The sequence below is a fragment of the Pseudomonas sp. P5_A12 genome (assembly GCF_056400685.1).
In genome coordinates this window covers 1-25,577 of the sequence record NZ_JBFUKU010000017.1, presented here as the reverse complement: position 1 = coordinate 25,577, position 25,577 = coordinate 1, and the positions used below count along the sequence as shown (strand labels likewise).

Sequence of the window (25,577 nt, the reverse complement as noted above, 5' to 3'; positions counted from 1 at the left end):
CCCACGCTCCGCGTGGGAATGCAGCGCGTCCCTTGAGGCATTCCCACGCAGAGCGTGGGAACGATCATTTGAACAAGACGAGGAATTCGGGATGAAAACTCTCTGGCAACACTGCCACGTCGCAACCATGGCGCAAGGCGTCTACTCGATCATCGAGGATGCAGCCATCGTGACGTCCGGTGCGCACATTGAGTGGATTGGCCCTCGCGCTGAACTGCCGGCGGGCGAGTACCCGGCCGTCAACGATTTGAAAGGGGCCTGGGTCACCCCGGGCCTGATCGATTGCCACACCCACACGGTGTTTGGCGGTAACCGCAGCGGCGAATTCGAACAGCGTCTGCAAGGTGTCAGTTACGCGGAAATCGCCGCAGCCGGTGGCGGCATCGCCAGTACCGTGCGCGCCACGCGCGCGGCGACCGAAGACGAACTGTTCGCCAGCGCCGCCAAGCGTCTGAAAAGCCTGATGCGCGACGGCGTGACCACGGTCGAAATGAAATCCGGCTATGGCCTCGACCTGGCCAGCGAACGCAAAATCCTGCGCGTGATCCGCCGTCTCGGCGCCGAATTGCCGGTGAGCGTGCGCAGCACCTGCCTGGCCGCCCACGCCTTGCCGCCGGAATACGCCGATCGCGCTGACGACTACATCGATCACATCTGTGCCGAGATGCTCCCGGCCCTGGCCGCCGAAGGGTTGGTGGATGCGGTGGATGCATTCTGCGAATACCTGGCGTTCTCGCCGGCGCAGGTCGAGCGCGTATTCATCACCGCACAGGAACTCGGTTTACCGGTGAAACTGCACGCCGAGCAATTGTCGTCGCTGCACGGTTCGAGCCTGGCGGCGCGTTATCACGCACTGTCGGCCGATCACTTGGAGTTCATGACCGAGGACGACGCCATCGCGATGGCCGAGTCCGGCACCGTCGCGGTATTGCTGCCTGGCGCGTTCTACTTCCTGCGGGAAACCCAGTTGCCGCCAATGGACGCCTTGCGCAAACACGGGGTGAAAATCGCCATCGCCAGCGACCTCAACCCTGGCACCTCGCCAGCGCTGTCGTTGCGCTTGATGTTGAACATGGCCTGCACCTGTTTCCGCATGACCCCGGAAGAAGCCCTGGCCGGCGCGACCCTTCATGCCGCCACTGCGTTGGGCATGGCTGACACCCACGGTTCGCTGGAGGCCGGCAAGGTCGCGGACTTTGTCGCCTGGCAAATCGATCGTCCTGCCGATCTGTCGTACTGGCTGGGCGGTGACCTGGAAAAACGCGTCGTGCGTCACGGCGTCGAGACAAGCGTTTAGGAGAGCAGTTGTGGATAAGGTTCTGAACTTCAAACAAGGCCGTGTGCCGCTGCTGATCAGCATGCCCCACGCTGGCCTGCGCCTGACCCCGGCGGTCGAAGCCGGGTTGATCCCCGATGCCCGCAGCTTGCCGGACACCGACTGGCACATCCCGCAGCTTTACGATTTCGCCGCCGAACTGGGCGCCAGCACCTTGGCCGCCGAGTATTCGCGGTTCGTCATCGACCTGAATCGGCCGTCCGACGACAAACCTTTATATGTCGGCGCCACTACCGGTCTGTATCCGGCCACGCTGTTTGACGGTATTCCGTTGTTCCGCGAAGGGCAGGAGCCTTCGAAAGAAGAACGCGCAACTTATCTGGAGCAGATCTGGACGCCGTACCACAGCACCTTGCAGAACGAGCTGGCGCGAATGAAAGCCGAGTTCGGTTATGCGTTGCTGTTCGATGCACACTCGATTCGCTCGATCATCCCGCACCTGTTCGACGGCAAACTGCCGGACTTCAACCTCGGCACCTTCAATGGCGCCAGTTGCGATCCGCAGCTTGCGAGTCAACTGGAAGCGATTTGCGCCCGCCATACCGAGTACAGCCATGTGCTGAACGGTCGCTTCAAGGGTGGCCACATCACCCGGCATTACGGTAATCCGGCCGAAAATATACATGCCGTGCAACTGGAGTTGGGCCAGTGCACTTATATGGAAGAGTTCGAGCCATTCCGCTATCGCCCGGACCTGGCTGCGCCGACCCAAGTGGTGCTCAAGGAATTGCTGCAAGGGCTGCTGGGCTGGGGCGAAAAGCATTACAACGGCTAACCCACTGTGGGAAGGAAGCTATTGTGGTGAGGGAGCTTGCTCCCGTTGGGCTGCGAAGCAGACCTGAGTACGGACAACCCTGTTGTGCCAGGCGTATCTGATTATCAGGGTTTGCGGCTGCTTCGCAGCCCAGCGGGAGCAAGCTCCCTCGCCACAGGTTTTGATTCGACTCTTCGGGCATGCTCATTGACGTAATTCGGGTTTATGATGCCGGACGGCAGAATATTAGAAGTCCCCCCAGGGATGACCTCGACCCCTTACGGAGCGCGCAATGCAGACCTTGTACCCGCAGATCAAACCCCACGCCCGGCACGATCTGGCCGTCGACGAGACTCACACGCTGTATGTCGACGAAAGCGGTTCTCCGGAAGGTTTGCCGGTGGTGTTCATCCACGGCGGCCCCGGCGCCGGGTGTGATGCTCAAAGCCGTCGGTATTTCGATCCCAACCTGTATCGCATCGTCACGTTTGACCAGCGCGGTTGCGGTCGCTCCACCCCCCATGCCAGTCTCGAAAACAACACCACCTGGGATCTGGTCGCCGACCTTGAGCGGATTCGCCAGCACCTGGGCATCGACAAATGGGTGCTGTTCGGCGGTTCCTGGGGGTCGACCCTGGCGCTGGCCTACGCGCAAACCCACCCGGAGCGCGTGCACGGTCTGATCCTGCGCGGGATTTTTCTCTGCCGTCCGCAGGAAATCGAGTGGTTCTACCAGGCCGGTGCCAGCCGCATGTTCCCTGATTACTGGCAGGACTACGTTGCGCCGATCCCGATGGACGAGCGCGACGATTTGCTCGGCGCTTTCCACAAACGCCTGGTTGGTAACGATCAGATTGCCCAGATGCACGCGGCCAAGGCCTGGTCGCTCTGGGAAGGCCGGACCGCGACCCTGCGTCCGAATCCGCTGGTGGTCGATCGCTTCTCGGAACCTCAGCGTGCGCTGTCGATTGCACGCATCGAGTGTCACTACTTCACCAATAATGCCTTCCTTGAGCCCAACCAGTTGATTCGCGACATGGGCAAGATTGCCCATTTGCCGGGAGTGATTGTCCACGGCCGCTACGACGTGATTTGCCCGTTGGACAATGCCTGGGAATTGCACCAGAACTGGCCGAACAGTGAGTTGCAGGTCATCCGTGACGCCGGCCATGCTGCCTCCGAACCGGGTATCACCGATGCGCTGGTGCGCGCCGCCAGCCAAATGGCGCGCCGCTTGCTCGACCTGCCGCCTGAAGAAGCATGAAGGGGCTGCTGCAGCGCGTGCGTGGTGCGCGAGTCGAGGTAGCGGGGGAGGTAGTGGGGGCGGTCGACCAAGGGTTGCTGGTACTGGTAGCCGTCGAGCCCGGGGATACTCGGGCCAGCGCTGACAAACTTCTGAATAAGCTGCTTAACTATCGGGTATTCAGCGACGCCGAGGGCAAGATGAATCTGTCCTTGGCAGATGTCGGCGGCGGTTTGCTGCTGGTCTCACAGTTCACCTTGGCCGCCGACACCAAAAGCGGGCTGCGTCCGAGTTTTTCGACTGCAGCGCCTCCGGCCTTGGGTGAGGAGCTTTTCGACTATCTATTAGGCAAAGCGAAACAGGTGCATGGCACTGTGGCATCAGGTAGATTCGGCGCGGATATGCAGGTGCACCTGGTCAACGATGGCCCGGTAACCTTCCTGTTACAGACCTGAAAGCCCTTGAAACAACTTTTTAAGGACTTTTCGACTGCAAACAGACGTTTATCGCGAGAAATACTTTGTTGCGCATGATGCGTTGTAACGCGACCTACTAGATAATCGCGCGCTACGGGGATCGGCGTTCGTTGGTCCATTTTGACTTAGGTAGAGACTTGTCCTGGACCGTTTGGGGAATCATTTCGCCCCATCGGAGTCGGAACAATGCTCGCCAACTTGGCAAGAGTGGTTTGCAAGGTCGGTTTTTTCATGCCGTTGACCGTGCAAATCCTTCAACTGGCCGTTGGTTTTTTGATCTGTTTTCGGCGAGGGTTGCTCGTGATTGTTAGTCCCTGTAATGCACCAAAATTGACTGCCAAACGGTTCCGAAACGCTCTGGTAGCGGGCTCTGCTCTGCTCTGCCTGTTCAGCGCCGGCCAGCTGTGGGCATTCAATCTGGAGGATGTGTCGGTCAAGGCAAAAGAGCTGGCCGGGCAAAAATACGAAGCTCCGCGCAGTAACCTGCCGAACGAGTTCCGCGATATGAAATTCGCGGACTATCAGAAAATTCGTTTCCTGACCGAAAAAGCTGAATGGGCAGATCAGAAAACCCCATTCAAGCTGTCGTTCTATCACCAGGGTATGCATTTCGATACGCCGGTAAAAATCAACGAAATCACGGCTAACTCCGTCGAAGAGATCAAGTACGACCCCACTCGTTTCGATTTCGGCGACGTGAAGTTCGATCCTAAAGCCACCGAACAACTGGGTTATGCCGGCTTCCGGGTGCTTTACCCGATCAACAAGGCTGACAAGCAAGACGAAATCATGACCATGCTCGGCGCCAGCTACTTCCGCGTCGTCGGCAAGGGTCACGTCTATGGTTTGTCCGCTCGGGGCATGGCGATCGATACCGCATTGCCATCAGGCGAAGAGTTCCCGCGTTTCACCGAGTTCTGGATCCAACAGCCAAAGCCGGGCGACAAACATCTGGTGATTTTTGCGTTGCTGGATTCACCGCGTGCTACCGGTGCCTATCGGCTGACCCTGCGTCCGGGCAGCGACACCATTGTCGACGTCAAGGCGCAGGTATTCCTGCGTGACAAGGTCGGCAAGCTGGGTATCGCTCCGTTGACCAGCATGTATCTGTTCGGCGCCAACCAGCCATCGAAAGTGCTGAACTACCGTCGTGAACTGCACGACTCCAGCGGCCTGGCGATCCATGCCGGCAACGGCGAGTGGATCTGGCGCCCATTGAACAACCCGAAACACCTGTCGGTGAGCAACTTCTCGGTCGAGAACCCGCAAGGCTTCGGCTTGCTGCAACGTGGCCGTGACTTCAGCCACTACGAAGACCTTGATGACCGCTACGACAAACGCCCAAGCGCCTGGATCGAGCCGAAGGGTGACTGGGGCAAAGGTACCGTGGATCTGGTCGAGATTCCGACCGCCGACGAAACCAACGATAATATCGTCGTTTTCTGGAACCCGGAAAAACTGCCAGAGCCTGGTCAGCCGCTCGATTTTGCCTATCGCCTGCACTGGACCATGGACGAAGCCTCGCTTCACGCCCCCGACAGCGCCTGGGTCAAACAGACCCTGCGTTCTACTGGTGACGTTAAACAGTCCAACCTGATTCGTCAGCCGGACGGTAGCGTTGCTTATCTGGTGGACTTCGAAGGCCCGTCCCTGGCGGCATTGCCGGCGGATGCGGACGTGCGCAGCCAGGTCAGCGTGGGTGACAATGCCGAGCTGGTCGAGAACAGTGTGCGTTACAACCCTGAAACCAAGGGCTGGCGCCTGACGCTGCGCATGAAGATCAAGGACGCGGGCAAAGCCACCGAAATGCGTGCGGCACTGGTACAGAGCATCGTGCCGGCCGACCTCGCCAAGACGACGCTTCCAGCGTCGAATTCGTCTGTCGCCAAAGCCGACAAGGTTGCCGCCAAGCAACAGGAAAAAGTCGACAAGGAAGCCAAGCAAGCAGAGGCCAAGCAGGCCGATGCCAAGCCGGTTGCAGATGCCAAGGACAAGGCCAACAAAGACGCCACGCCGCCTGTTGCTGCCGACGCGGCCCCAGCCACACCGGAATCGGCGCCGACTGAAGAAGTCCTGACCGAGACCTGGAGCTACCAGTTGCCTGCCGATGAGTAATTCTCAAGTACAGCCAGAGACACTTGCCGAGTATCTGGCGCATCTACCGATGACCGACCAGCAGCGCGCGGAACTTGCAGGCTGCCAGTCCTTTAGCGAATTGCACCAGCGTCTTTCGTCTTCTACGTTCGACGCACCGACCGAGGCCGCCCAGGCCTCGGTAGGCCGTCGCTTGACCCTGAACACGGCGCAAGAGCTGGAAGAAGCGGAAATGCTCGCGGTCGACGCCAGCGGTCGGGTTTGCCTCAAGGCGACCCCGCCGATCCGTCGGACCAAAGTCGTGCCGGAGCCGTGGCGCACCAACATTCTGGTGCGTGGCTGGCGTCGTCTGACCGGTCGCACCAATCCGCCGGCTCCGCCGAAAGATGAGCGCGTGTTGCCGGCGGCTCGCTGGCGCACCGTGGGTTCGATCCGTCGCTACATTTTGCTGGTGCTGATGCTCGGTCAGACCATCGTCGCCGGCTGGTACATGAAAGGCATCATGCCGTACCAGGGCTGGTCATTCGTTGACCTGAACGAAGTGCTGCATCAACCGTTGCTGCAAACCGCCACGCAGGTGCTGCCGTATGCGCTGCAAACCAGCATCCTGATCCTGTTCGGGATTCTGTTCTGCTGGGTATCGGCCGGTTTCTGGACCGCGCTGATGGGCTTCCTCGAATTGCTGACCGGTCACGATAAATACCGTATCTCCGGTAAAAGTGCCGGCAACGAGCCGATTCCAAAGGATGCGCGCACCGCCCTGGTGATGCCGATCTGCAACGAAGACGTGCCACGGGTATTCGCCGGCCTGCGGGCGACCTTCGAGTCGGTTGCAGCCACGGGTGACCTGGACCGCTTCGACTTCTTCGTCCTCAGCGACAGTAACGACGCCGATATCTGTGTCGCCGAGCAACAGGCCTGGCTGGATGTCTGCCGCGAAGCCGGGGGCTTCGGCAAGATTTTCTATCGCCGCCGTCGTCGTCGCGTAAAGCGTAAAAGCGGCAACCTCGACGACTTCTGCCGTCGCTGGGGCGGTGACTACAAGTACATGGTCGTACTCGACGCCGACTCAGTAATGAGCGGTGAGTGCCTTACCAGTCTGGTGCGCCTGATGGAAGCCACGCCGGACGCCGGGATCATCCAGACCGCGCCACGGGCGTCGGGCATGGACACCCTGTATGCACGCATGCAGCAGTTCGCCACTCGCGTGTATGGCCCACTGTTCACCGCCGGCCTGCACTTCTGGCAACTGGGCGAGTCGCACTACTGGGGCCACAACGCGATCATCCGCATGAAGCCGTTCATCGATCACTGCGCCCTGGCGCCGTTGCCCGGTAAAGGCGCGTTCTCCGGATCGATCCTGTCCCATGACTTCGTTGAAGCCGCGCTGATGCGCCGTGCCGGCTGGGGCGTGTGGATTGCCTATGACTTGCCGGGCAGCTACGAAGAACTGCCGCCGAACCTGCTGGACGAACTCAAGCGTGACCGTCGCTGGTGCCACGGTAACCTGATGAACTTCCGCCTGTTCCTGGTCAAAGGCATGCACCCGGTTCACCGGGCGGTGTTCCTGACCGGCGTGATGTCTTACCTGTCGGCGCCGTTGTGGTTCTTCTTCCTCGTGCTGTCGACGGCGCTGCTGGCGGTCAACACGCTGATGGAGCCGCAATACTTCATGGAGCCGCGTCAGTTGTATCCGCTGTGGCCGCAATGGCATCCGGACAAGGCCGTCGCGCTGTTCTCCACGACCATCGTGCTGCTGTTCCTGCCGAAGTTGTTGAGCATCCTTCTGATCTGGGCCAAAGGCGCGACAGAGTTCGGTGGCAAGTTCAAGGTGACGTTGTCGATGTTGCTGGAGGTGTTGTTCTCCATGCTGCTGGCGCCGGTGCGGATGATTTTCCACACCCGTTTCGTACTGGCCGCGTTCCTCGGCTGGGCCGCGACCTGGAACTCGCCACAACGTGACGACGATTCCACGCCATGGAGCGAAGCGGTCAAACGCCACGGTCCGCAGACCTTGCTGGGCTTCTTCTGGGCCTTGCTGGTGATTTGGCTGAACCCGAGCTTCCTGTGGTGGCTGGTGCCGATCGTCGGTTCGTTGATGCTGTCGATCCCGGTGTCGGTGATCTCCAGTCGTGTCGGTCTGGGCCTGAAATCCCGGGACGAGAGCCTGTTCCTGATTCCCGAGGAATACAATCCGCCACAGGCGTTGCTGGCCACTGACCAGTACACCCACGAAAATCGCTATCACGCACTGAACGACGGCTTCATCCGGTCGGTGGTCGACCCGCAGCAGAACGCCCTGGCGTGCTCACTCGCGACGTCGCGTCACGGTCAGGCCGAGCCGATCGAGTGGTTGCGGGTAGAGCGGGTTCGCCACGCCTTGAAAGTCGGGCCTCAAGGCTTGAACAACAATGAGCGTGTGCAACTGCTGAGCGACCCGGTGGCATTGGGTCGACTGCATGAGCAGATCTGGAGCGAAGGTCATCCCGAATGGCTGCAAGCCTGGCGTACATCGGTGAAATCCGATCCCCACGCGCCGCTGCTGCCACTCAAGCCGCTGAGTGCGCAAGCACAACCGGCCTGATAAACAGCCCCGCTGATTTGAGCGGGGCTTTTTTTTGTCTGATCGTTGGCAAACCCTTGTGCAAACGGGCGAGTACGTTAGGATCCGTCCCCGAATTGGTGCGCCCGGATAATTTTTGTCCGTATGGGTGCGTTTCCTGAGGGAAACCGCCGTTTTTTGCGCGCCTCACACCGCAATGGTTTTGGGGACATGATGATGAAGAAGTATCTCTCGATGCTGCTGGTCGGCGTCACGGCGTTGGTTGCAGTCAGCGCAGCGCAGGCCGGTGCCATCGATGACGCGGTCAAGCGCGGCACGCTGAAAGTCGGCATGGACCCGACCTACATGCCGTTCGAGATGACCAACAAGCGCGGCGAGATCATCGGTTTCGAAGTCGATATCCTCAAAGCCATGACCAAAGCCATGGGCGTCAAGCTGGAGTTGGTGTCCACCGGCTATGACGGCATCATCCCCGCCCTGATGACCGACAAGTTCGACATGATCGGCAGCGGCATGACCCTGACTCAGGAACGCAACCTGCGCTTGAACTTCAGCGAACCGTTCATTGTGGTTGGTCAGACGCTGCTGATCCGCAAGGAGTTGGAAGGCACCATCAAGTCCTATAAAGACCTGAACACCGCCGACTACCGCATCACCTCCAAGCTCGGCACCACCGGCGAGATGGTCGCAAAGAAACTGATCTCCAAAGCCCAGTACCACGGCTATGACAATGAGCAGGAAGCGGTGCTGGACGTGGTCAACGGCAAGGCTGACGCCTTCATCTATGACGCGCCGTACAACGTCGTGGCAGTGAACAAGGTCGGCGCCGGCAAACTGGTGTTTCTCGACAAGCCTTTCACCTACGAACCGCTGGCCTTCGGCCTGAAGAAAGGTGACTACGACAGCATCAACTTCATCAACAACTTCCTGCACCAGATCCACGAAGACGGCACCTACGATCGCATCCATGACAAGTGGTTCAAAGACACCGCTTGGCAGAAAGACATGGAATAAGGCTCGGTCAGACAGACCGAGTCGCGCCATTCGCGAGCAAGCCCGCTCCCACATTCGACCCCGTCGCTAGCGGGTTACGCGATCAATTGTGGGAGCGGGCTTGCTCGCGAAGGCGGCCTCATTGGCGACAAAAATTTTGGAATTCTCAGACTCAATGAAACAAAAAAAATCCCAATGGCCCTGGCACGTACTCACCGTGCTGGTGCTGATCGGCCTGGCCGGCGCGTTGTATTACGCCACCTCGCTGATGTCATACGAATGGCGCTGGAACCGCGTGCCGCAGTACTTTGCCTACCACGCCGAAGAATCCCAGCGCGCCGCTGACATCTCTACCGTCAGCGAACTGCTGCGCAAAGGTGATAAAGCTGAAGTCACTCTGCGCAACGACACGGGCGATGAGCAGCGCGTGACCGTCGACGACAACAGTCTGCAAGTCGCCCAAGGCGATGATGTGGCCGAAGGTGATGTGATTGGCGTGACCCGCCATTGGGCCGCGGGCCCCTTGCTTTGGGGCTTGTGGACGACGTTGTGGTTGTCCGTGGTCTCCGGCGTACTCGGGCTGTTGATCGGCCTCGTCACCGGGCTGTGTCGGTTGTCGAACAACCCGACCCTGCGCGATCTTTCGACGATTTACGTCGAGCTGGTCCGTGGCACACCGCTGCTGGTGCAGATCTTCATTTTCTACTTCTTCATTGGCACCGTTATGAACCTGTCCCGGGAATTCGCCGGGATCGCTGCGTTGTCGCTGTTCACCGGCGCCTACGTCGCGGAAATCATCCGTTCCGGCGTGCAGTCCATTGCCCGAGGCCAGAATGAGGCCGCGCGCTCGTTGGGGCTGAGCGCTGGCCAGTCGATGCGCCACGTGGTGATGCCGCAAGCCTTGAAACGGGTATTGCCGCCCTTGGCCGGGCAGTTCATCAGCCTGGTCAAGGACACGTCGCTGGTCTCGGTGATCGCGATTACCGAGCTGCTGAAAAGCGGTCGCGAAGTTATCACCACCTCGTTCTCGCCGTTCGAAATCCTGTTCTGCGTGGCCGGGTTGTACCTGTTGATCAACCTGCCGCTGTCGAAAATCGCCAGTCGGCTTGAACGGAGGCTCGCGCAAAGTGATTGAAGTCCGCGATCTGGTAAAAGTCTTCGACACCCGTGGCCAAGTGGTTCGTGCGGTGGATAACGTCACCACGCAAGTGGCCAAGGGTGAAGTGCTGGTGGTGATCGGCCCGTCCGGTTCCGGCAAGTCGACCTTCCTGCGCTGCCTCAATGGCCTGGAGGAATTCGATTCCGGTTCGGTGAGCATCGATGGCCTGCAACTGGCCGACCCGAAAACCGACGTCAACGCCTACCGCCGCGAAGTCGGCATGGTGTTCCAGCATTTCAACCTGTTCCCGCACATGACCGTGCTGGAAAACCTCTGCCTGGCGCAAAAAGTGGTGCGCAAGCGCGGCAAGAAAGAGCGCGAGGCCAAGGCCTTGGCACTGTTGGAAAAGGTCGGCATTGCACAGAAGGCCTACGAGTTTCCCTCGCGCTTGTCCGGCGGCCAGCAACAGCGTGTGGCGATTGCCAGGGCGTTGGCCATGGAACCGAAGGTCATGCTGTTCGATGAGCCGACCTCGGCCCTTGATCCGGAAATGGTGGGCGAGGTGCTGGACGTGATGAAAACCCTGGCCGTGGAAGGCATGACCATGGTTTGCGTTACCCACGAAATGGGTTTTGCGCGGGAAGTGGCGCATCGGGTGCTGTTTTTCGATCACGGCAAGTTGCTGGAAGATGCTTCGCCGGCCGAGTTCTTTGATGCGCCGAAGGATCTGCGGGCTCAGGCCTTCCTTCGTCAGGTTCTCTAAAAGCAGCGGCCTTGAGGCCGCTAATCGCTAGCAGGCTGGCTCCCACAGTGGATTTGTGGTGTTCACACCAAACCCTGTGGGAGCCAGCCTGCTGGCGATTGCATCACCTCGGTCCATAGCAAACCGAGGCAATTGAATCACCTCAAACCCTGAACCTGCCCACCAGCGTTTGCAGTTTCGTCCCCAGCCGCGCCAACTCAATGCTGGACGCCGCGGTTTCTTCACTGGCTGCCGAGGTCTGCTCGGACACATCACGCACGTTCAGCACGCTGCGATTGATCTCCTCGGCCACGGCCGACTGCTGTTCGGCTGCGGCGGCAATCTGCTGGTTCATCGTTTGAATCGCCGACACGGTGCGGGTGATGCTTTCCAGTGAGCCCCCGGCGCGGCGGGTCAGTTCGACGCTGCTGTCAGTCAGGGCGCGGCTGTTGTCCATGATGGTTGCGACTTGTTGGGTGCCGTTTTGCAAACCGACAATCAGCTCTTCGATTTCCTCGGTGGACTTTTGGGTGCGTTGCGCCAGGCTGCGAACTTCATCGGCAACCACCGCAAAACCACGTCCCGCTTCACCGGCACGGGCGGCTTCGATGGCGGCGTTGAGGGCCAACAGGTTGGTTTGTTGGGCGACGGATTTGATCACGTCGAGCACGCTGCCAATCTTGTCGCTTTCGCGTTTCAAATCGCCCATCGCGGCGGTGGAGTTGCCGACTTCGAGGGCCAGGCGCTCTATCTGGACGATGGCTTCGCCGACTACTTTGTCACCTTCACGGGCTTGCTGATCGGCGGCGACAGCGGCTTCGGAGGCTTCTTCGGCATTGCGCGCGACTTCTTGCACGGTCGCGGTCATTTCGTTCATCGCGGTCGCTACCTGATCGGTCTCGACTTTCTGGCTGTTGACCCCGGCGCTGGTTTGCTCGGTGACTGCCGACAACTCTTCGGCGGCGCTGGCGATTTGCGTGACGCCGTCGCTGATACCGCCGATCAATTCGCGCAGACCCAGAGTCATGCTTTGCATGGCGCGCTGGAGTTGGCCGAGTTCGTCGCGACGTTTGGAGGTCAGGTTGTGAGTCAGGTCACCGGCTGCCACGCGTTCAGCTACTTTAAGGGTCTGGGTCAGCGGGATTACGATCTGACGAGTGATCGCCCCGGCAGCGATCATGCCAAAGACCAGGGCCAGGGCGGTGACCATCAACAGCATGTTTTTGGCGTGCGCAGCATCGGTATCGCGGACGACGGTTTGCGAAATCGTGAGTTTTTGGCTGGTGCCGAGCAGAATTTCGCCTTGGACGGTCATGCGTTTGATCGCGTCGGCGCTGGCGACCTGAGAGTCGCGGAACTGGCTGACAGCCGCGCGGTAATTTTTGAGCGAGTCGGCGGCCTGATGCAGGTTGGCGATGTGTTGTTCAGGCAGGTTGGACGGCAGGCTTTCCAGGTTTTTCAGGGCGTTGTCGATGGCATCCAGCGCGGGTTGCTCGGCATCGGTCTTACCGCTGTAGGTGTAGCCGCGAACCTGGAAGCGCGCTTGCTGAATCAGTTTGCTCAGTTCGATCACGCTGTTGAATTGCGTAACGCTGTCACCCTGCAGCATTGATTTTTCGACTTCAGCAACCTTGGCCACGGCGTTGTCAGCGGTGGCGCCGAGTTTGCTGCGAGCGTTTTCGCGGTTGGCACCAGCCTGAGTCAGGGCAATGAAGGCTTGCTTGTACTGGCTGACGGCGGTCAGTTGCTGGTCGATCATGGCCACGTCGGCAGGTTGCTCGATCATTTGACGGGCGGCTTGCAGGCCGGTTTCGAGCTTGCCCAGCATCTCGTTTACAGCGTCAGGGCCTTGTTCGCCGCGACGAATTTCGTAGTCCAGACGGGCGATGCGCAGGTCACTGGTCAGGTCATTGATACTGGAAATGAAGCCCAGCTTATCGCCACGGCTGGTTACTTCGCCCAGACCGCTCCAGCCGGTGAAGGTGATCAATAAGGTAAGCAGCAGCACCAAGCCGAAACCGATCCCCAATTTGCGATTGACGCTGACGTTTCCCAGACTCTCGGCTAGCCATTGGTACATGCTGCAACTCCCTGGACCACTGATTTGGTTTTATGGGAGCTGTATCGGCAGCAGAGACGGGTTCTGTAGGGCGGATAAAAGATTTGCGACGCTCACACCCCCTGTAGCGGCTGGCGAAGCCTGCGTTCGGCTGCGAAGCAGTCGTAAAACCAGACACCACGGTGTTTCAGGTAATCCGAGTTGTCCGGATTGACGACTGCTGCGCAGCCGGACGCAGGCTTCGCCAACTGCTACATGTGTATGTGTGCAGGGTTAGAAGAGCCGGGCGAGCAGCGCGGTGACGGCGGTTTCGACGCGCAGAATGCGCTCTCCGAGTTGCACCGGTTGCAGGCCGGATTTGCCCAGCAGGTCGATTTCGTAAGGGATCCAGCCACCTTCAGGGCCGATGGCCAGGGTCACCGGTTCGTCCAGGCCTCGGGGGCAGGGCGGGTACTGACCGGGATGGCCGACCAGGCCGAGGGTGCCTTCGGTGATCGCCGGCAGACGGTCCTCAACGAACGGTTTGAAGCGCTTCTCGATGACGATCTCCGGCAGCACGCTGTCCCGGGCCTGTTCGAGGCCGAGGATCAATTGCTCGCGAATCGCCTCGGGCTCCAGAAACGGGGTTTGCCAGAAGCTCTTCTCGACGCGATAGCTGTTCACCAGCACGATACGCGGCACACCCATGGCGGCAACGGTCTGAAACACCCTGCGCAGCATTTTCGGGCGTGGCAGGGCCAGCACCAAGGTCAATGGCAGCTTGGCCGGAGGCGGTTGGTCGAGGGTAACGCGCAGTTCAGCTTCACTGGCGTCCAGGCGCAGTACCTCGGCCGAACCCATCAACCCGCCGATCCTTCCGACGCGCATGCTGTCACCGACTTCGCAGCGGTGGACTTCCTGCATGTGCGTCAACCGGCGATCACGCAGGATCACCCGGTCGGCCGCAATGAAATCGGCTTCTTCGAGGAGCAGCAGGTTCACGGTTGGGTCGCTGGCGGCTGGTCGTTGTGATCGTCGACCGGTTGATCGTCCGGATGCTCGCCCCGTTTGCTGATCAGGCTGCCAAACAGGATGCCGATCTCGAACAGTAACCACATGGGTACAGCCAGCAGCGTCTGCGAGAAGATGTCTGGCGGCGTCAGGATCATGCCGACCACGAAGCAACCGATGATCACGTAGGGGCGGATTTTCTTCAGGTATTTGACGTCGACCACGCCGATCCATACCAGTAGCACCACGGCCACCGGAATTTCAAACGCCACGCCAAAGGCGAAGAACAGTGTCATGACGAAGTCGAGGTAGCTGGTGATGTCGGTCATCATTTCCACGCCGGCCGGGGTGGCGGAGGCGAAGAACTTGAAGATCAGCGGAAACACCAGGTAATAGGCGAATGCCATGCCGGCGTAGAACAGCACGATGCTGGACATCAACAACGGTACTGCAATGCGCTTCTCATGCTTGTACAGACCCGGTGCGATGAAGCCCCAGATCTGATGCAGGATCACCGGGATCGCCAGGAACAACGAAACCATCATGGTCAGCTTCAGTGGCGTCAGGAACGGCGACGACACGTCGGTGGCGATCATCGTCGCGCCGGCTGGCAGGTACTCGCGCAGTGGCGTGGAGACGAAGGTGTAGATCTGCTGGGTAAAGGCAAACAACCCGGCAAAGATGATGAAGACCGCCGCTACACAGCGCAGCAGGCGGGTACGCAACTCGGTGAGGTGCGAAACCAGCGGCATGTGCTGGTCGTTTTCGGGGAGAGTAGGGCCTGTCATCGGTCATTTCCTGTGTCGCGCCGAGCCTGTATTTGCGCAGGGCAAGGCGCGAGGAGCGTAGTTTGGCGTTTCAAATAAGTGACGAGTAACGCAGCCCTGCGCAAATACAGGCCGGCCCTCCGGGTTGTGCCTGAAAGCGGGCCAGGCTGCGTTGTAGGCCTTGGAAAGGGAACAACCATTCCCTGCGGCCTACGCCTTGCCTGGCCCGCTTTCAGGCGACAACGCGACACAGGAAATGACCGATGACAGGCCTTTGTCATGGGGCTCGCGGCGGCAGTGTTGGGTCATGAGGAGTCGGCGCTGTCGGCGCGGCGGCAGGCGCAACCGGTTCAACCGGGGTTGCTGGAACAGCGGGCGCAGGTTGCTCCGTCGCAAAAACAGGTGCAGGTGCAGGTGCAGGCTCAGCGGCAGCGGCAGGTGCGTGAATCGTCTGCGCCCCCACGTGTTCCACCGGCGTTGGCTCCTGCTGGGTCGGCGAGAAGATTTTCCGCGCCTCCTGCTCCAGCGACAGAATGTGCTCGTTGTGCAGCTGCCGACGAATCTCGTCAGCGCCGATTTCACGTTCAACTTCCTGCTTGATCGCGTTGAAGCTGCGCTTCAAGCGTCCGACCCACAGGCCGGCGGTGCGCGCAGCACCCGGCAAGCGCTCGGGGCCCAATACCAGCAGGGCTACGAGGCCGACGAGCAGCAGTTCAGAGAAGCTGATACCAAACATTAGTCAGTGCTCACACGTCTTTGCGGATCGGCTCTTCGACTTTTTGTGCCTGCACGTCGATGGTGTGCGGCTGGTTCACCGTGGCTTGTGGCTGAACCGGCGGTACGGGTTGGGACGACGTCGCGGTTGGATCGGCCGGTTTTTCGTCATCGTTCATGGCTTTCTTGAAGCCCTTGATCGACTCGCCCACATCCGTGCCGAGGTTTTTCAGTTTCTTGGTGCCGAAGACCAATACGACAACAACCAGGATGACGATCCAGTGCTTCCAGTCAAAAATGCCCATGTTGCTGCTCCTCTCTAATAGTTATTCAGGCGGACGGGCGCGAGGCTTTCTCGGCGTGTCCGGACAGACCGAAACGACGGTCCAGTTCATCGAGTACAGCCTGTGGATGCTGCCCCAGTTGGGCAAGCATGACCATGCTGTGGAACCACAAATCGGCGGTCTCGTAGATCACATCGCTGCAGTCGCCGCTGATGGCGGCATCCTTGGCGGCAATGATGGTTTCGACCGACTCTTCGCCGACTTTTTCCAGAATCTTGTTCAAGCCCTTGTGGTACAGGCTGGCGACATACGAGCTGTCGGCGGCGGCGCCTTTGCGCTCTTCCAGCACTTGGGCCAGACGGGTCAATGTGTCACTCATGGGGGTGTCCTGCGGAGTAGATGGCGTGCGGGTCTTTGAGCACCGGGTCGACGGTTTTCCAGTCGCCGTTCTCGAAGACACGATAGAAGCAGCTTTGACGTCCGGTATGGCAAGCGATGTCACCCATTTGCTCGACCATCAGGATGATCACGTCGGCGTCGCAGTCCAGGCGCATCTCATGCAGGGTTTGCACGTGGCCGGACTCTTCGCCCTTGCGCCACAGCTTGCCACGGGACCGTGACCAGTAAATGGCGCGATTCTCGGCAGCGGTCAGTTCCAGCGCTTCACGGTTCATCCAGGCCATCATCAGGACGCGCCCGGTCTTGTGATCCTGGGCAATCGCGGGCACCAGGCCATCAGCGCCCCACTTGATCTCGTCCAGCCAGTTTTTCATCTTCATTTCCCGAGGAGCAGCAGCAAGCTTCGAGCTTCAAGCCACAAGTAAAAGCCAATCTGCATCGTTCTTTCGTAATGTGTAGCGGTACGTATCTACAGCCATAAACCAAAAGTGAGCACTACGAATATCGCTTGAAGCTTGCAGCTTATAACTTGCAGCTGATTCGTGCTATCGACGAACGACCAGATACAAACCGACGGCCATCATGATTCCGGCCGGCCAATAGGCCAGCTGGTTCAGCGGCCCCCCGGCGGCCAGTATCGCGCCCCCGGCCAGATGGGCCGTACCGAGCAGCCGCAGGAACCAGTCGTCCCGACGCCGGTGCCACGGGGGCGGCGGGTCGTAGGCATGGGGTTGGGACATGCGTTCGAGCAGGTCGCGGGCCATGTTGGCCAGATGCGGTAGTTGTTCGAACTGGCTTTGCACGTTGCCGAGCAAGGCTTTGGGGCTGACGCGCTCGCGCATCCAGCGTTCAAGGAATGGTTGCGCGGTGTTCCACAAGTCCAGGTCCGGGTACAGCTGACGGCCGAGGCCTTCGATGTTCAACAGGGTTTTTTGCAGCAGTACCAGCTGAGGTTGGACCTCCATGTTGAAGCGCCGAGCGGTCTGGAACAGGCGCATCAGGACCTGACCGAAGGAAATATCTTTTAACGGTTTTTCGAAAATCGGCTCGCACACGGTGCGGATCGCGGCTTCGAATTCGTTGAGTTTGGTTTCTGCCGGCACCCAGCCCGAATCGATGTGCAATTGCGCCACGCGACGGTAGTCACGCTTGAAGAAGGCAAACAGGTTGCGCGCCAGGTAGTCCTGGTCTTCCGGGGTCAGGCTGCCGACGATGCCGCAGTCGATCGCAATGTACTGCGGGCTCCACGGGTTGACGGTGCTGACGAAGATGTTGCCGGGGTGCATGTCGGCGTGGAAAAAACTGTCGCGGAACACCTGGGTAAAGAAGATCTCCACGCCCCGTTCGGCGAGCATTTTCATGTCCGTGCGCTGGTCGGCCAGCGTCGTCAGGTCGGTGACCTGGATGCCGTAGATGCGCTCCATCACCAACACTTTTGGCCGGCACCAGTCCCAATAGACTTGCGGCACGTACAGCAGCGGCGAGCCTTCGAAGTTACGCTTCAACTGGCTGGCGTTGGCCGCTTCGCGCAGCAGGTCGAGTTCGTCGTAGATGGTTTTTTCGTAGTCGCTGACCACGTCCACCGGGTGCAGCAGGCGCGCGTCGGCAGAGAGCTTTTCGGCGGCGCGGGCCAGAATGAACAGCCACGCCAGATCCTGAGCGATGATCGGTTTGAGGCCCGGGCGGATCACCTTGACGACTACTTCTTCGCCGGTCTTCAGCTGTGCAGCATGCACTTGCGCCACCGAGGCGGAAGCCAGCGGCTCAACGTCGAAGCGGCTGAACACTTCACTGATCTTTTTGCCGAGCTGGTCTTCGATCAGCTTGACCGAGACCTGCGAGTCGAACGGCGGCACGCGGTCCTGCAGCTTCATCAGTTCATCGGCGATGTCTTCCGGCAACAAGTCGCGGCGGGTCGACAGAATCTGCCCGAATTTGATGAAGATCGGCCCAAGGTCCTGCAATGCCAGGCGCAATCGCGCGCCACGGCTCAGGTCCAGCGTCTTGCGCGGGAACCAGCGCCACGGCAGCGCGTAACGCAATGCCAGCAGAAACCACGGCAGCGGCAGGGCAAACAGCAGGTCATCGAGGCGGTAACGAATCACAACGCGCTGGATGCGCAACAAACGGCGGACGGCAAGCAGCTTCATGCGTTATCGCTTGGGTCGAGGGATCGGGAAAGGCGTTCGAAGCGCGCCTCGAGACGTTCCAGATCGAGTTTGATCTGGTCCAGTTCACTGAATCGGGCTTCGGCTTCGCGCTGACCGACGAGGGTGCGCGACTCTTCTGCAAGGTATTCGCCCAGGTTTTGGCCCAGGCTGGCAAACCCTTGCTGATACCAGCGTGCGCGGCTGCGCAGGTGGCCGCCGACCAGTTGCGTGGCCACCGGGCCGAGCCAGCGTGAGAGTTCGTACTCCCAGTCCAGCTCCAGGTCCTGAAGGATCGCCGCCAGTTCCAGCAGCACGCCGCTGTCACCGTCGAGTTCGACTTCAGGGCCATGCAGGACCGAGGTCTTGTCCTTGCTCATCGCCAGTTTCAACAGGCTGGAGGCCGGCGCACGCAAGGTGCAGTCGGCGCCGGTTTCCCAATGAGCGGCCAGCATCAGGCCTTCGTCACTGGGCAGGATGAACAGCTGCAACGCCGGGCTGCGGCAGTCAACGGCAATCACCCGCCCGCTCAAATGCGCCAGCCGCGGCAGCGCCGTGCTGTCGAGACGCAGCACCCGGTTAAGGCCGAGTTCAACGCTGGCGAGCAGACCGGCCAGCAACATCAGGGTTTGATGCCACGGTGCAGGGCGACGATGCCTGCCGTCATGTTGTGGTAGGTCACGCGGTCGAAACCGGCCTCGACCATCATCGACTTCAGGGTTTCCTGATTCGGGTGCATGCGGATCGATTCGGCCAGGTAGCGATAGCTTTCCGAGTCGTTGGTGATCAGCTTGCCCATCAGCGGCATGAACGCGAACGAATAGGCATCGTAGGCTTTGGACATCAGCGCGTTGGTCGGCTTGGAGAACTCCAATACCAGCAGACGACCGCCAGGCTTGAGTACGCGCAGCATCGAACGCAGGGCGTCTTCCTTGTGCGTCACGTTGCGCAGGCCGAAGGCGATGGTCACGCAGTCGAAGTGATTGTCCGGGAACGGCAGCTTTTCAGCGTCGGCCTGAACGAATTCGACATTGCCGGCCACACCGAGGTCCAGCAGGCGGTCACGACCGACCTTGAGCATGGATTCGTTGATGTCGGCCAACACCACCTGGCCGGTCGGGCCGACGAGGTGCGAGAATTTCCTGGTCAGGTCGCCTGTACCGCCAGCGATGTCCAGCACGCGATTGCCGGTGCGCACACCCGAAAGCTCGATCGCAAAACGCTTCCACAAACGGTGCATGCCGCCCGACAGGAGGTCGTTCATCAAGTCGTACTTGGCGGCTACCGAATGGAAAACCTCAGCGACTTTTTCCGCTTTTTGGCTTTCCGGAACGTTTTTGAAGCCGAAGTGAGTGGTGGGTTCGGCATCGCTGCCTTTGCGCTGATCAGTCATATCGCTGTCACCAGAAGAGAATGCGGGACATTCTAATCCCCAAGGCATGCTTTGTCTTGGCAAGGCTGAAGGTAAGATGGGCAACCACCGGGACGTTTTGACGCAGTAATGGTCAAGATGCTTCAGGAAAGTATTCATAAAGCAGGAGTCATTCGATGGCCCGTATTAGTGTTGAACGTGCCCACGGCCTGGGCAAGGAAGCGGCTCGCGAGAAGGCCGACATGCTGGCGCAGAAACTGTCCGATCAATATGGCCTGGAGCCGCAGTGGTCCGGCGACACATTGAACCTCAAGCGCTCTGGTGTGAAAGGCGCGGTGCATGTCAGCGAAGATTCGATTCGCGTCGATGTGGAGTTGGGGCTGATGATGTCGGCCATGAGCGGCATGATCAAAGCGGAAATCGAAAAGGCCCTCGATAAAGCGTTGGTCTGATCCGTTCTTGTATTTGAAATGCGTTCAATGTGGGAGCGGGCTTGCTCGCGAAGGCGTCATGTCAGTCACCATCTCAGTCAACTGACAGACTGCATTCGCGAGCAAGCCCGCTCCCACTTTTGTATTGCGGTGCGTCCGAAGGTTTATGTCAGTTGTTAGGGTGCCGTTTCTAATTTTTCTCCCTACTTTGTGCCTGAGCCCGACATTTGTGTGGGCAGTTCCTCAAACCTTCTGAGCGTGAGGTGCACCATGGCCAAAGTAATTTTGAAGAAAAAAATCGACGCATCGACCACTGCTCTGGGCGACGTTAAATCCTATGCCCGCAAGATCTGGCTGGCAGGCCTGGGTGCCTACACCAAGGTCGGTCAAGAGGGTGGCGAGTACTTTCAAGAGTTGATCAAGGCTGGTCAAACTGTTGAAAAGAAAGGCAAAAAAGTAGTGGCCGAAAAACTTGAAGCCGCCAATGCCGAGATCGTTGAAGTCAAGAGCGAAGTGAGTACTTTCAAAGGCAAGGTCGAAGTTCAACTCGACAAGGTCGAGAAGGCTTTTGACTCGCGTGTCGCAAGTGCCTTGAATCGTATCGGCATTCCGTCTAAACATGACGTTGAGACACTCTCTGCTAAGCTCGATGAGCTGACGGCATTGCTCGAACGCGTCGCGCGTAAATCTTAAGGAGAACGGGATGGCTGGTAAAAAGAACACCGAAAAAGAAGGCAGCTCGTGGATCGGGAAAGTCGAAGACTACTCCCGCAAAATCTGGCTGGCTGGTTTAGGCGTGTACTCGAAGATCGACACTGACGGCAGCAAGCTCTTCGATACATTGGTCAAAGACGGCGAGAAAGCCGAGAAGCTCACCAAGAGCGTTGTCGGCAAGAAAGTCGACGCTGCCAAGGATTCTGCTACTTCGGCCAAGTCGCGCATCACTGGCGTTAAAGATCGTGCGCTGGGCAAGTGGGATGAGCTGGAAGGTGCTTTCGACAAGCGTCTGAACAGCGCCATTTCGCGCCTCGGTGTACCGAGCCGCAACGAAGTGAAAGCTCTGCACAGCAAGGTCGACACCCTGACCAAGCAAATCGAAAAACTCACCGGTGCCAAGGTTGCGCCTGTTGCGGCGAAAACCGCAGCGGCAAAACCAGCGGCTAAAACCGCTGCCAAGCCAGCAGCCAAAACTGCCGCAGCAAAACCTGCAGCAGCGAAGCCAGCAGCCAAGCCAGTTGCCGCTAAACCTGCTGCCAAAACCGCAGCCGCCAAACCGGCAGCCAAGCCAGCAGCAAAACCTGCTGCAGCGAAGAAGCCTGCGGTGAAAAAACCGGCAGCGCCGAAAGCCGCCGCACCAAAACCAGCAGTGGCTGCTGCCAAACCGGCAACTCCGGCCGCCCCGGTCAGCGCATCGAACTCTGCTGCCGCGCCGACCCCTGCTGTAACCCCGACTGTAGCGCCAGCAACGACGCCAACCAGTCAGTCCTGATTTCAGGGCTCAAAAAAAACGCCCGGCCTGCAAAGGTCGGGCGTTTTTGTTTGTGCACGGTTCAATGAACGACGCAGCCCTCTGTAGGAGCCGAGCTTGCTCGCGATGGCGCCATGTCAGCCGCCACTAATATTGACTGACTCGGCGTCATCGCGAGCAAGCTCGGCTCCTACAGTGGTTACTCGTGTGCTTCCAGGTATTCAAGTGCCATCTGTTCGGTAGCGACCTTGATCGGCGGCAACAAGTGCGGCGCCACCAGCATCATGATCTGATACACCACCAGCCGTACTTCACCCTCGCGATCCAGAATCCGCTGATAGTCCAGCGAGAACAGCAGCGTCATGGTGATCTGCTCCACCAGTTGTCCCAACGCCTGGGTGTCGCTGACCAACTGCCCCTGAGCCTTCAACCGCGCCAGCAACGACGCCAGTGTGCGCTTCAGCGCATTGAGCAGGTTGCGTATGCCCTTGGCCAGTTTTGGCAGGCGCCCGGCGAGGTTCGACAAGTCCTGGAACAGAAACCGGTAATGCGCCAGACGTTCGACGATCAGGTGCAGGAACAGCCAGTAATCGTCCGGAGCCAGTTCGACATCGGAAGGTGGGTCGAGCAACGGTGCCAGTTCAGACTGGAAGCGTTCGAACAACCCGAGAATCAGCGGCTCCTTGCCATGAAAGTGGTAGTAGAGATTGCCAGGGCTGATGCCCATCTCATTGGCAACTTCCATGGTGGAGACGTTCGGTTCGCCTTTCTCATTGAACAACTGCAAAGCACATTCGAGAATCCGGTCGCGGGTTTTCATCCAGTCTTCTTATGGTTCGAGTCAGGCCACGGCCAGCGCCGGCCGTGGTGGGTTGATCATCAGCGCACACGCACGTAAGTACCGGGTGCTGCCTCCTGCGGTGGATAGTTCTGATTGCCAAGGGTCGTGTGGGTTTCTTTTAGCGCGCCCGAACGTTGTTGAATCCACTCCAGCCATTGCGTCCACCAACTGCCGTCGACTTGCTTGGCGTCGTAGTACCAGGCCCGCGGATCGCTGCTCAATTTCGGGCCTTCGACGTAGTTGGCTTTCGGGTTGCCCGGCGGGTTGAGAATGCTCTGCACGTGGCCGCTGTTGGACAGCACGAAGCGTCGCTCGCCGCCCAGCAGCAGCGTCGAGCGGTACACCGCATCCCACGGCGTGATGTGGTCGTTGATGCCCGCGACGCTGAAGCTGTCGACGGTGACTTTCTGCAAGTCGATGGGCGTACCGCACACTTCAAGGCCGCCCGGATGGCTCAGCGGGTTGTGTTTGAAGAAATCCAGCAGATCGCCATGAAAGGCTGCCGGTAGTCGTGTGTTGTCATTGTTCCAGTAGAGGATGTCGAACGCTGGGGGTTCTTTGCCCAGCAGGTAGTTGTTGACGAAATAGCTCCAGATCAAGTCGTTGGGACGCATCCAGGCGAAGACCTTGGCCATGTCGCGACCTTCCAGCACGCCTTTCTGATAGGACTTGCGCTTGGCTGCCTCAAGGGTTTGTTCGTCGGCGAAAAGCGTCGCCGGCGAGTCCATTTGACTGTCGAGCAAGCTCACCAGGTAGGTCGCGCTGGACACTCGCCGCAGTTGCCGTTTGGCCTGCAAGTGGCCTTGCAGCGCGGCGATGGTCAGTCCGCCGGCGCACGCGCCCATCAGGTTGACCTCGCGCGCACCAGTGATCGCCCGGCAGACGTTCATCGCTTCTTCCACGGCTTCAACATACGTGGAAAGTCCCCATTCGCGATGGCGCACATCCGGATTGCGCCAACTGATCATGAAGGTTTGCAGGCCGTTCTTCAGGGCGTACTGCACGAAGCTGTTATGCGGGCTCAGGTCGAAAATGTAGTACTTGTTGATCTGCGGCGGCACCACCAGCAGCGGTTTGGAATACTGTTTTTCGCTCATCGACTTGTACTGGATCAGTTCCAGCAGTTCGTTGCGAAACACCACTGAACCGGCCGTGGTGGCAACGGTTCTACCCACTTCGAACGCTTGCTTGGTGACTTGCCGGGGCAGGCCATCGTTGTGCAAGAAGTCGTCGAGCAGGTGGCTGATCCCCCGCACCACGCTGCTGCCGCCGGAATTGAAGATCTCCTTGATCGCCAGTGGATTGAGCAGGGTGTTGGACGGCGCTACGGCGTCATTGAGCAAGGCAAACACAAAGTGAGCGCGAGCGCGATCATCGGGGGACATCGCGCTGTCGTCGATCCAGCTTCTGATTTGTTTTTGCCAGCTCAGGTAAGCCTGCAGGCTGCGGCGATAAAAAGGGTTGAGGCTCCACGCGGGGTCGTTGAAACGACTGTCCTGCGGATTGGTCGGGTGCAAGGTTTCACCCAACAGAACGCGGCCCAACTGACCGCCCAGTTTCAAGGCGTGTCGGGCGCTGTGCACCGGATTGCGCAAGCCGTGGGCCGCCACACTGCGCAGGGTCGAAAACAGATCCCGGCCACGCAGGCCGGTAATCGCACTCTGTGCGTTGATGAACGCGGCGGGAGTGGGTAAATGGTCTCTCGCTGGTTTGTCGCGCATGTCTCAACACTCCTTCGTTTCAAGCCAAAAACAAACACACTGAACCCGTTCACCATAGACGCTGTTGTGGGTTGTTGCGCGGCGCGGCGTCCTGCCGGCCTCCAGGCAAAAGCCTGTGTCCTCTAACCGCGTGACGGCGATGGATGCGGATGCGGATGCATCACGGCACGCTGACGTTCTTCTTCGAGGAATTTCATGATGATCGGTGCGACCGCTTCGGCGCGTGTAATCAGGAACAGATGCCCGTCATCGATGATGTGCAACTGGGCGTTGGGAATTCGCCAGGCCAGTAGGCGCATGTTGATCAGCGGGATCAGCGGATCGTCGTCGCCAGCCAGTACCAGGGTTGGCTGATTGATTTTGTGCAGCCAGTGAATGCTGGTCCAGCCAAAGCCGGCAAACAGCTGCCAGTAATAACCGAGCTTGCCCGCCGAACGGACTTTCGCCGCGTGGTTGGCCGCCAGGGTAGGATCGCGCCGAAACGCGCCACCATAGATCATCGGCGCAATGCGTATCACGTGAGATGGCTGGATGTAGCGCCGTGGACTGGCCATCATCCATAGCACTTTCGGTTTGCCCGGCACCATCACAGCACCGGCCGCCGTGGCCGCCAACACGAGTTTTTTGCAACGCTCGGGATAGGAATACGCAAACTGCTGCGCAAGGGCGCCGCCCCAGGACACGCCAACCACGTTGACTTGTCCGTAGTCGAGGTAGTCGAGCATCCTCGCCGTGAGTTTCGCCAGGCCCGGAAAGCGATAAGGCCGACGCGGTGTCGACGAGCCGCCGACACCGGGTACGTCGAAAGCAATCACTTCCAGGTCCGGGTCCAACGCCGCGACGAACGGAAACACCAGCTCCAGGTTGGCGCCGATGCCGTTGAATATCAGCAAGGGCGTCAAATGAGGCTTGCCGGGGCGTACCGCCGTGCGGAGGGTCTGGCCATCCAGTTCGACGGTACGAAAAATAAACGGTTGCGGCATGCTTCAGGCCCTGTGGGTTAATTCATCCCTGATCCCTGTGGGAGCGAGCCTGCTCGCGATGGCGGTAGCACATCCAACAATGGTGTGACTGATAGATCGCC

The 25,577-nt window shown here is 59.4% G+C and carries 25 protein-coding genes and 1 pseudogene; 12 read left to right on the top strand and 14 right to left on the bottom strand.

Annotation, left to right across the window (positions count from 1 at the left end; translation table 11 throughout):
* The first annotated feature begins 91 nt into the window (after positions 1 to 91).
* From hutI to AC1DSG_RS04530, 9 genes are all read left to right on the top strand, one after another.
* Positions 92 to 1,297 (top strand): imidazolonepropionase, encoded by a 1,206-nt coding sequence (gene hutI, locus AC1DSG_RS04570; RefSeq protein WP_477789785.1) that lies wholly within the window; start codon positions 92 to 94, stop codon positions 1,295 to 1,297.
* Between the two features lie 10 nt (positions 1,298 to 1,307).
* Complete coding sequence (gene hutG, locus AC1DSG_RS04565) at positions 1,308 to 2,111, top strand: N-formylglutamate deformylase (protein ID WP_477789784.1); 804 nt, start codon at positions 1,308 to 1,310, stop codon at positions 2,109 to 2,111.
* Between the two features lie 271 nt (positions 2,112 to 2,382).
* Positions 2,383 to 3,354, top strand: coding sequence for a prolyl aminopeptidase (gene pip, locus AC1DSG_RS04560; protein ID WP_477789783.1), 972 nt, complete (start codon positions 2,383 to 2,385; stop codon positions 3,352 to 3,354).
* A complete protein-coding gene (gene dtd / locus AC1DSG_RS04555) occupies positions 3,351 to 3,788 on the top strand; it encodes a D-aminoacyl-tRNA deacylase (RefSeq protein WP_477789782.1) in 438 nt (145 codons plus the stop codon). Before pip ends, dtd begins: the two co-directional genes overlap by 4 nt.
* 321 nt (positions 3,789 to 4,109) lie before the next feature.
* Positions 4,110 to 5,924 carry a glucan biosynthesis protein G gene (locus AC1DSG_RS04550; RefSeq protein WP_477789803.1) on the top strand — a complete coding sequence of 605 codons (1,815 nt, stop codon included), beginning with the start codon at positions 4,110 to 4,112 and terminating at the stop codon, positions 5,922 to 5,924.
* Entirely contained in the window at positions 5,917 to 8,487 is a 2,571-nt protein-coding gene (gene mdoH, locus AC1DSG_RS04545; protein ID WP_477789781.1) for a glucans biosynthesis glucosyltransferase MdoH, read from the top strand. Before AC1DSG_RS04550 ends, mdoH begins: the two co-directional genes overlap by 8 nt.
* A 195-nt stretch (positions 8,488 to 8,682) precedes the next feature.
* Entirely contained in the window at positions 8,683 to 9,480 is a 798-nt protein-coding gene (locus AC1DSG_RS04540; RefSeq protein WP_477789802.1) for a transporter substrate-binding domain-containing protein, read from the top strand.
* 154 nt (positions 9,481 to 9,634) lie between these two features.
* Entirely contained in the window at positions 9,635 to 10,594 is a 960-nt protein-coding gene (locus AC1DSG_RS04535) for an amino acid ABC transporter permease (protein WP_477789780.1), read from the top strand.
* Positions 10,587 to 11,321, top strand: a complete 735-nt coding sequence (locus tag AC1DSG_RS04530) for an amino acid ABC transporter ATP-binding protein (protein WP_477789779.1) — start codon at positions 10,587 to 10,589, stop codon at positions 11,319 to 11,321. Before AC1DSG_RS04535 ends, AC1DSG_RS04530 begins: the two co-directional genes overlap by 8 nt.
* Before the next feature lie 142 nt (positions 11,322 to 11,463).
* Here the strand turns inward: AC1DSG_RS04530 and AC1DSG_RS04525 are convergent, their stop codons facing one another.
* From AC1DSG_RS04525 to ubiE, 11 genes and pseudogenes are all read right to left on the bottom strand, one after another.
* Positions 11,464 to 12,177, bottom strand: coding sequence for a methyl-accepting chemotaxis protein (locus AC1DSG_RS04525; protein ID WP_477789801.1), 714 nt, complete (start codon positions 12,175 to 12,177; stop codon positions 11,464 to 11,466).
* Between the two features lie 144 nt (positions 12,178 to 12,321).
* Positions 12,322 to 13,380, bottom strand: a pseudogene (locus tag AC1DSG_RS04520) (methyl-accepting chemotaxis protein); the annotation flags it as partial.
* A gap of 252 nt (positions 13,381 to 13,632) precedes the next feature.
* Positions 13,633 to 14,340 (bottom strand): 16S rRNA (uracil(1498)-N(3))-methyltransferase, encoded by a 708-nt coding sequence (locus tag AC1DSG_RS04515; RefSeq protein WP_477789778.1) that lies wholly within the window; start codon positions 14,338 to 14,340, stop codon positions 13,633 to 13,635.
* Entirely contained in the window at positions 14,337 to 15,137 is an 801-nt protein-coding gene (gene tatC, locus AC1DSG_RS04510) for a twin-arginine translocase subunit TatC (protein WP_477789777.1), read from the bottom strand. The genes AC1DSG_RS04515 and tatC overlap by 4 nt, the downstream gene beginning before the upstream one ends.
* A 256-nt stretch (positions 15,138 to 15,393) precedes the next feature.
* A complete protein-coding gene (gene tatB / locus AC1DSG_RS04505; RefSeq protein WP_477789776.1) occupies positions 15,394 to 15,852 on the bottom strand; it encodes a Sec-independent protein translocase protein TatB in 459 nt (152 codons plus the stop codon).
* Positions 15,853 to 15,862: 10 nt separating this feature from the next.
* The gene (locus AC1DSG_RS04500; protein WP_477789775.1) at positions 15,863 to 16,135 is read right to left on the bottom strand and encodes a twin-arginine translocase TatA/TatE family subunit; all 273 of its coding nucleotides are present in this window, start codon (positions 16,133 to 16,135) and stop codon (positions 15,863 to 15,865) included.
* 25 nt (positions 16,136 to 16,160) lie between these two features.
* Entirely contained in the window at positions 16,161 to 16,493 is a 333-nt protein-coding gene (locus AC1DSG_RS04495; RefSeq protein WP_007899279.1) for a phosphoribosyl-ATP diphosphatase, read from the bottom strand.
* Positions 16,486 to 16,887 (bottom strand): phosphoribosyl-AMP cyclohydrolase, encoded by a 402-nt coding sequence (gene hisI, locus AC1DSG_RS04490; protein WP_477789774.1) that lies wholly within the window; start codon positions 16,885 to 16,887, stop codon positions 16,486 to 16,488. Before hisI ends, AC1DSG_RS04495 begins: the two co-directional genes overlap by 8 nt.
* Before the next feature lie 171 nt (positions 16,888 to 17,058).
* Positions 17,059 to 18,663, bottom strand: a complete 1,605-nt coding sequence (gene ubiB / locus AC1DSG_RS04485) for a ubiquinone biosynthesis regulatory protein kinase UbiB (RefSeq protein WP_477789773.1) — start codon at positions 18,661 to 18,663, stop codon at positions 17,059 to 17,061.
* Positions 18,660 to 19,283, bottom strand: coding sequence for a ubiquinone biosynthesis accessory factor UbiJ (locus tag AC1DSG_RS04480; protein ID WP_452624610.1), 624 nt, complete (start codon positions 19,281 to 19,283; stop codon positions 18,660 to 18,662). The genes ubiB and AC1DSG_RS04480 overlap by 4 nt, the downstream gene beginning before the upstream one ends.
* Positions 19,283 to 20,053 (bottom strand): bifunctional demethylmenaquinone methyltransferase/2-methoxy-6-polyprenyl-1,4-benzoquinol methylase UbiE, encoded by a 771-nt coding sequence (gene ubiE / locus AC1DSG_RS04475; RefSeq protein ID WP_007989286.1) that lies wholly within the window; start codon positions 20,051 to 20,053, stop codon positions 19,283 to 19,285. The genes AC1DSG_RS04480 and ubiE overlap by 1 nt, the downstream gene beginning before the upstream one ends.
* A gap of 155 nt (positions 20,054 to 20,208) precedes the next feature.
* Between ubiE and AC1DSG_RS04470 the strand changes: the two genes are divergently transcribed.
* The 3 genes from AC1DSG_RS04470 (at position 20,209) to AC1DSG_RS04460 (ending at position 21,952) form a co-directional block, all read left to right on the top strand.
* A complete protein-coding gene (locus AC1DSG_RS04470) occupies positions 20,209 to 20,484 on the top strand; it encodes a polyhydroxyalkanoic acid system family protein (protein WP_477789772.1) in 276 nt (91 codons plus the stop codon).
* A 249-nt stretch (positions 20,485 to 20,733) separates the two neighbouring features.
* Positions 20,734 to 21,156 carry a phasin family protein gene (locus tag AC1DSG_RS04465; protein WP_477789771.1) on the top strand — a complete coding sequence of 141 codons (423 nt, stop codon included), beginning with the start codon at positions 20,734 to 20,736 and terminating at the stop codon, positions 21,154 to 21,156.
* A gap of 10 nt (positions 21,157 to 21,166) precedes the next feature.
* A complete protein-coding gene (locus tag AC1DSG_RS04460; RefSeq protein ID WP_477789770.1) occupies positions 21,167 to 21,952 on the top strand; it encodes a phasin family protein in 786 nt (261 codons plus the stop codon).
* 178 nt (positions 21,953 to 22,130) lie between these two features.
* Here the strand turns inward: AC1DSG_RS04460 and AC1DSG_RS04455 are convergent, their stop codons facing one another.
* The 3 genes from AC1DSG_RS04455 to phaZ form a co-directional block, all read right to left on the bottom strand.
* Positions 22,131 to 22,751 carry a TetR/AcrR family transcriptional regulator gene (locus AC1DSG_RS04455; protein ID WP_007948962.1) on the bottom strand — a complete coding sequence of 207 codons (621 nt, stop codon included), beginning with the start codon at positions 22,749 to 22,751 and terminating at the stop codon, positions 22,131 to 22,133.
* 59 nt (positions 22,752 to 22,810) lie between these two features.
* Entirely contained in the window at positions 22,811 to 24,493 is a 1,683-nt protein-coding gene (gene phaC, locus AC1DSG_RS04450; RefSeq protein WP_477789769.1) for a class II poly(R)-hydroxyalkanoic acid synthase, read from the bottom strand.
* Between the two features lie 122 nt (positions 24,494 to 24,615).
* A complete protein-coding gene (gene phaZ / locus AC1DSG_RS04445; RefSeq protein ID WP_477789768.1) occupies positions 24,616 to 25,476 on the bottom strand; it encodes a poly(3-hydroxyalkanoate) depolymerase in 861 nt (286 codons plus the stop codon).
* Positions 25,477 to 25,577 lie beyond the last annotated feature (101 nt).

Coding starts and splice junctions, on each gene's coding strand:
- ubiB (WP_477789773.1), bottom strand. CDS start 18,663: ATGAAGCTGCTTGCCGTCCGCCGTTTGTTGCGCATCCAGCGCGTTGTG.
- AC1DSG_RS04495 (WP_007899279.1), bottom strand. CDS start 16,493: ATGAGTGACACATTGACCCGTCTGGCCCAAGTGCTGGAAGAGCGCAAA.
- phaC (WP_477789769.1), bottom strand. CDS start 24,493: ATGCGCGACAAACCAGCGAGAGACCATTTACCCACTCCCGCCGCGTTC.
- dtd (WP_477789782.1), top strand. CDS start 3,351: ATGAAGGGGCTGCTGCAGCGCGTGCGTGGTGCGCGAGTCGAGGTAGCG.
- AC1DSG_RS04455 (WP_007948962.1), bottom strand. CDS start 22,751: ATGAAAACCCGCGACCGGATTCTCGAATGTGCTTTGCAGTTGTTCAAT.
- AC1DSG_RS04460 (WP_477789770.1), top strand. CDS start 21,167: ATGGCTGGTAAAAAGAACACCGAAAAAGAAGGCAGCTCGTGGATCGGG.
- AC1DSG_RS04480 (WP_452624610.1), bottom strand. CDS start 19,283: ATGTTGCTGGCCGGTCTGCTCGCCAGCGTTGAACTCGGCCTTAACCGG.
- mdoH (WP_477789781.1), top strand. CDS start 5,917: ATGAGTAATTCTCAAGTACAGCCAGAGACACTTGCCGAGTATCTGGCG.
- pip (WP_477789783.1), top strand. CDS start 2,383: ATGCAGACCTTGTACCCGCAGATCAAACCCCACGCCCGGCACGATCTG.
- tatB (WP_477789776.1), bottom strand. CDS start 15,852: ATGTTTGGTATCAGCTTCTCTGAACTGCTGCTCGTCGGCCTCGTAGCC.
- AC1DSG_RS04525 (WP_477789801.1), bottom strand. CDS start 12,177: ATGAACGAAATGACCGCGACCGTGCAAGAAGTCGCGCGCAATGCCGAA.
- ubiE (WP_007989286.1), bottom strand. CDS start 20,053: ATGACTGATCAGCGCAAAGGCAGCGATGCCGAACCCACCACTCACTTC.
- AC1DSG_RS04540 (WP_477789802.1), top strand. CDS start 8,683: ATGAAGAAGTATCTCTCGATGCTGCTGGTCGGCGTCACGGCGTTGGTT.
- phaZ (WP_477789768.1), bottom strand. CDS start 25,476: ATGCCGCAACCGTTTATTTTTCGTACCGTCGAACTGGATGGCCAGACC.
- AC1DSG_RS04465 (WP_477789771.1), top strand. CDS start 20,734: ATGGCCAAAGTAATTTTGAAGAAAAAAATCGACGCATCGACCACTGCT.
- hisI (WP_477789774.1), bottom strand. CDS start 16,887: ATGAAAAACTGGCTGGACGAGATCAAGTGGGGCGCTGATGGCCTGGTG.
- AC1DSG_RS04500 (WP_477789775.1), bottom strand. CDS start 16,135: ATGGGCATTTTTGACTGGAAGCACTGGATCGTCATCCTGGTTGTTGTC.
- AC1DSG_RS04470 (WP_477789772.1), top strand. CDS start 20,209: ATGGCCCGTATTAGTGTTGAACGTGCCCACGGCCTGGGCAAGGAAGCG.
- AC1DSG_RS04535 (WP_477789780.1), top strand. CDS start 9,635: ATGAAACAAAAAAAATCCCAATGGCCCTGGCACGTACTCACCGTGCTG.
- tatC (WP_477789777.1), bottom strand. CDS start 15,137: ATGACAGGCCCTACTCTCCCCGAAAACGACCAGCACATGCCGCTGGTT.
- hutI (WP_477789785.1), top strand. CDS start 92: ATGAAAACTCTCTGGCAACACTGCCACGTCGCAACCATGGCGCAAGGC.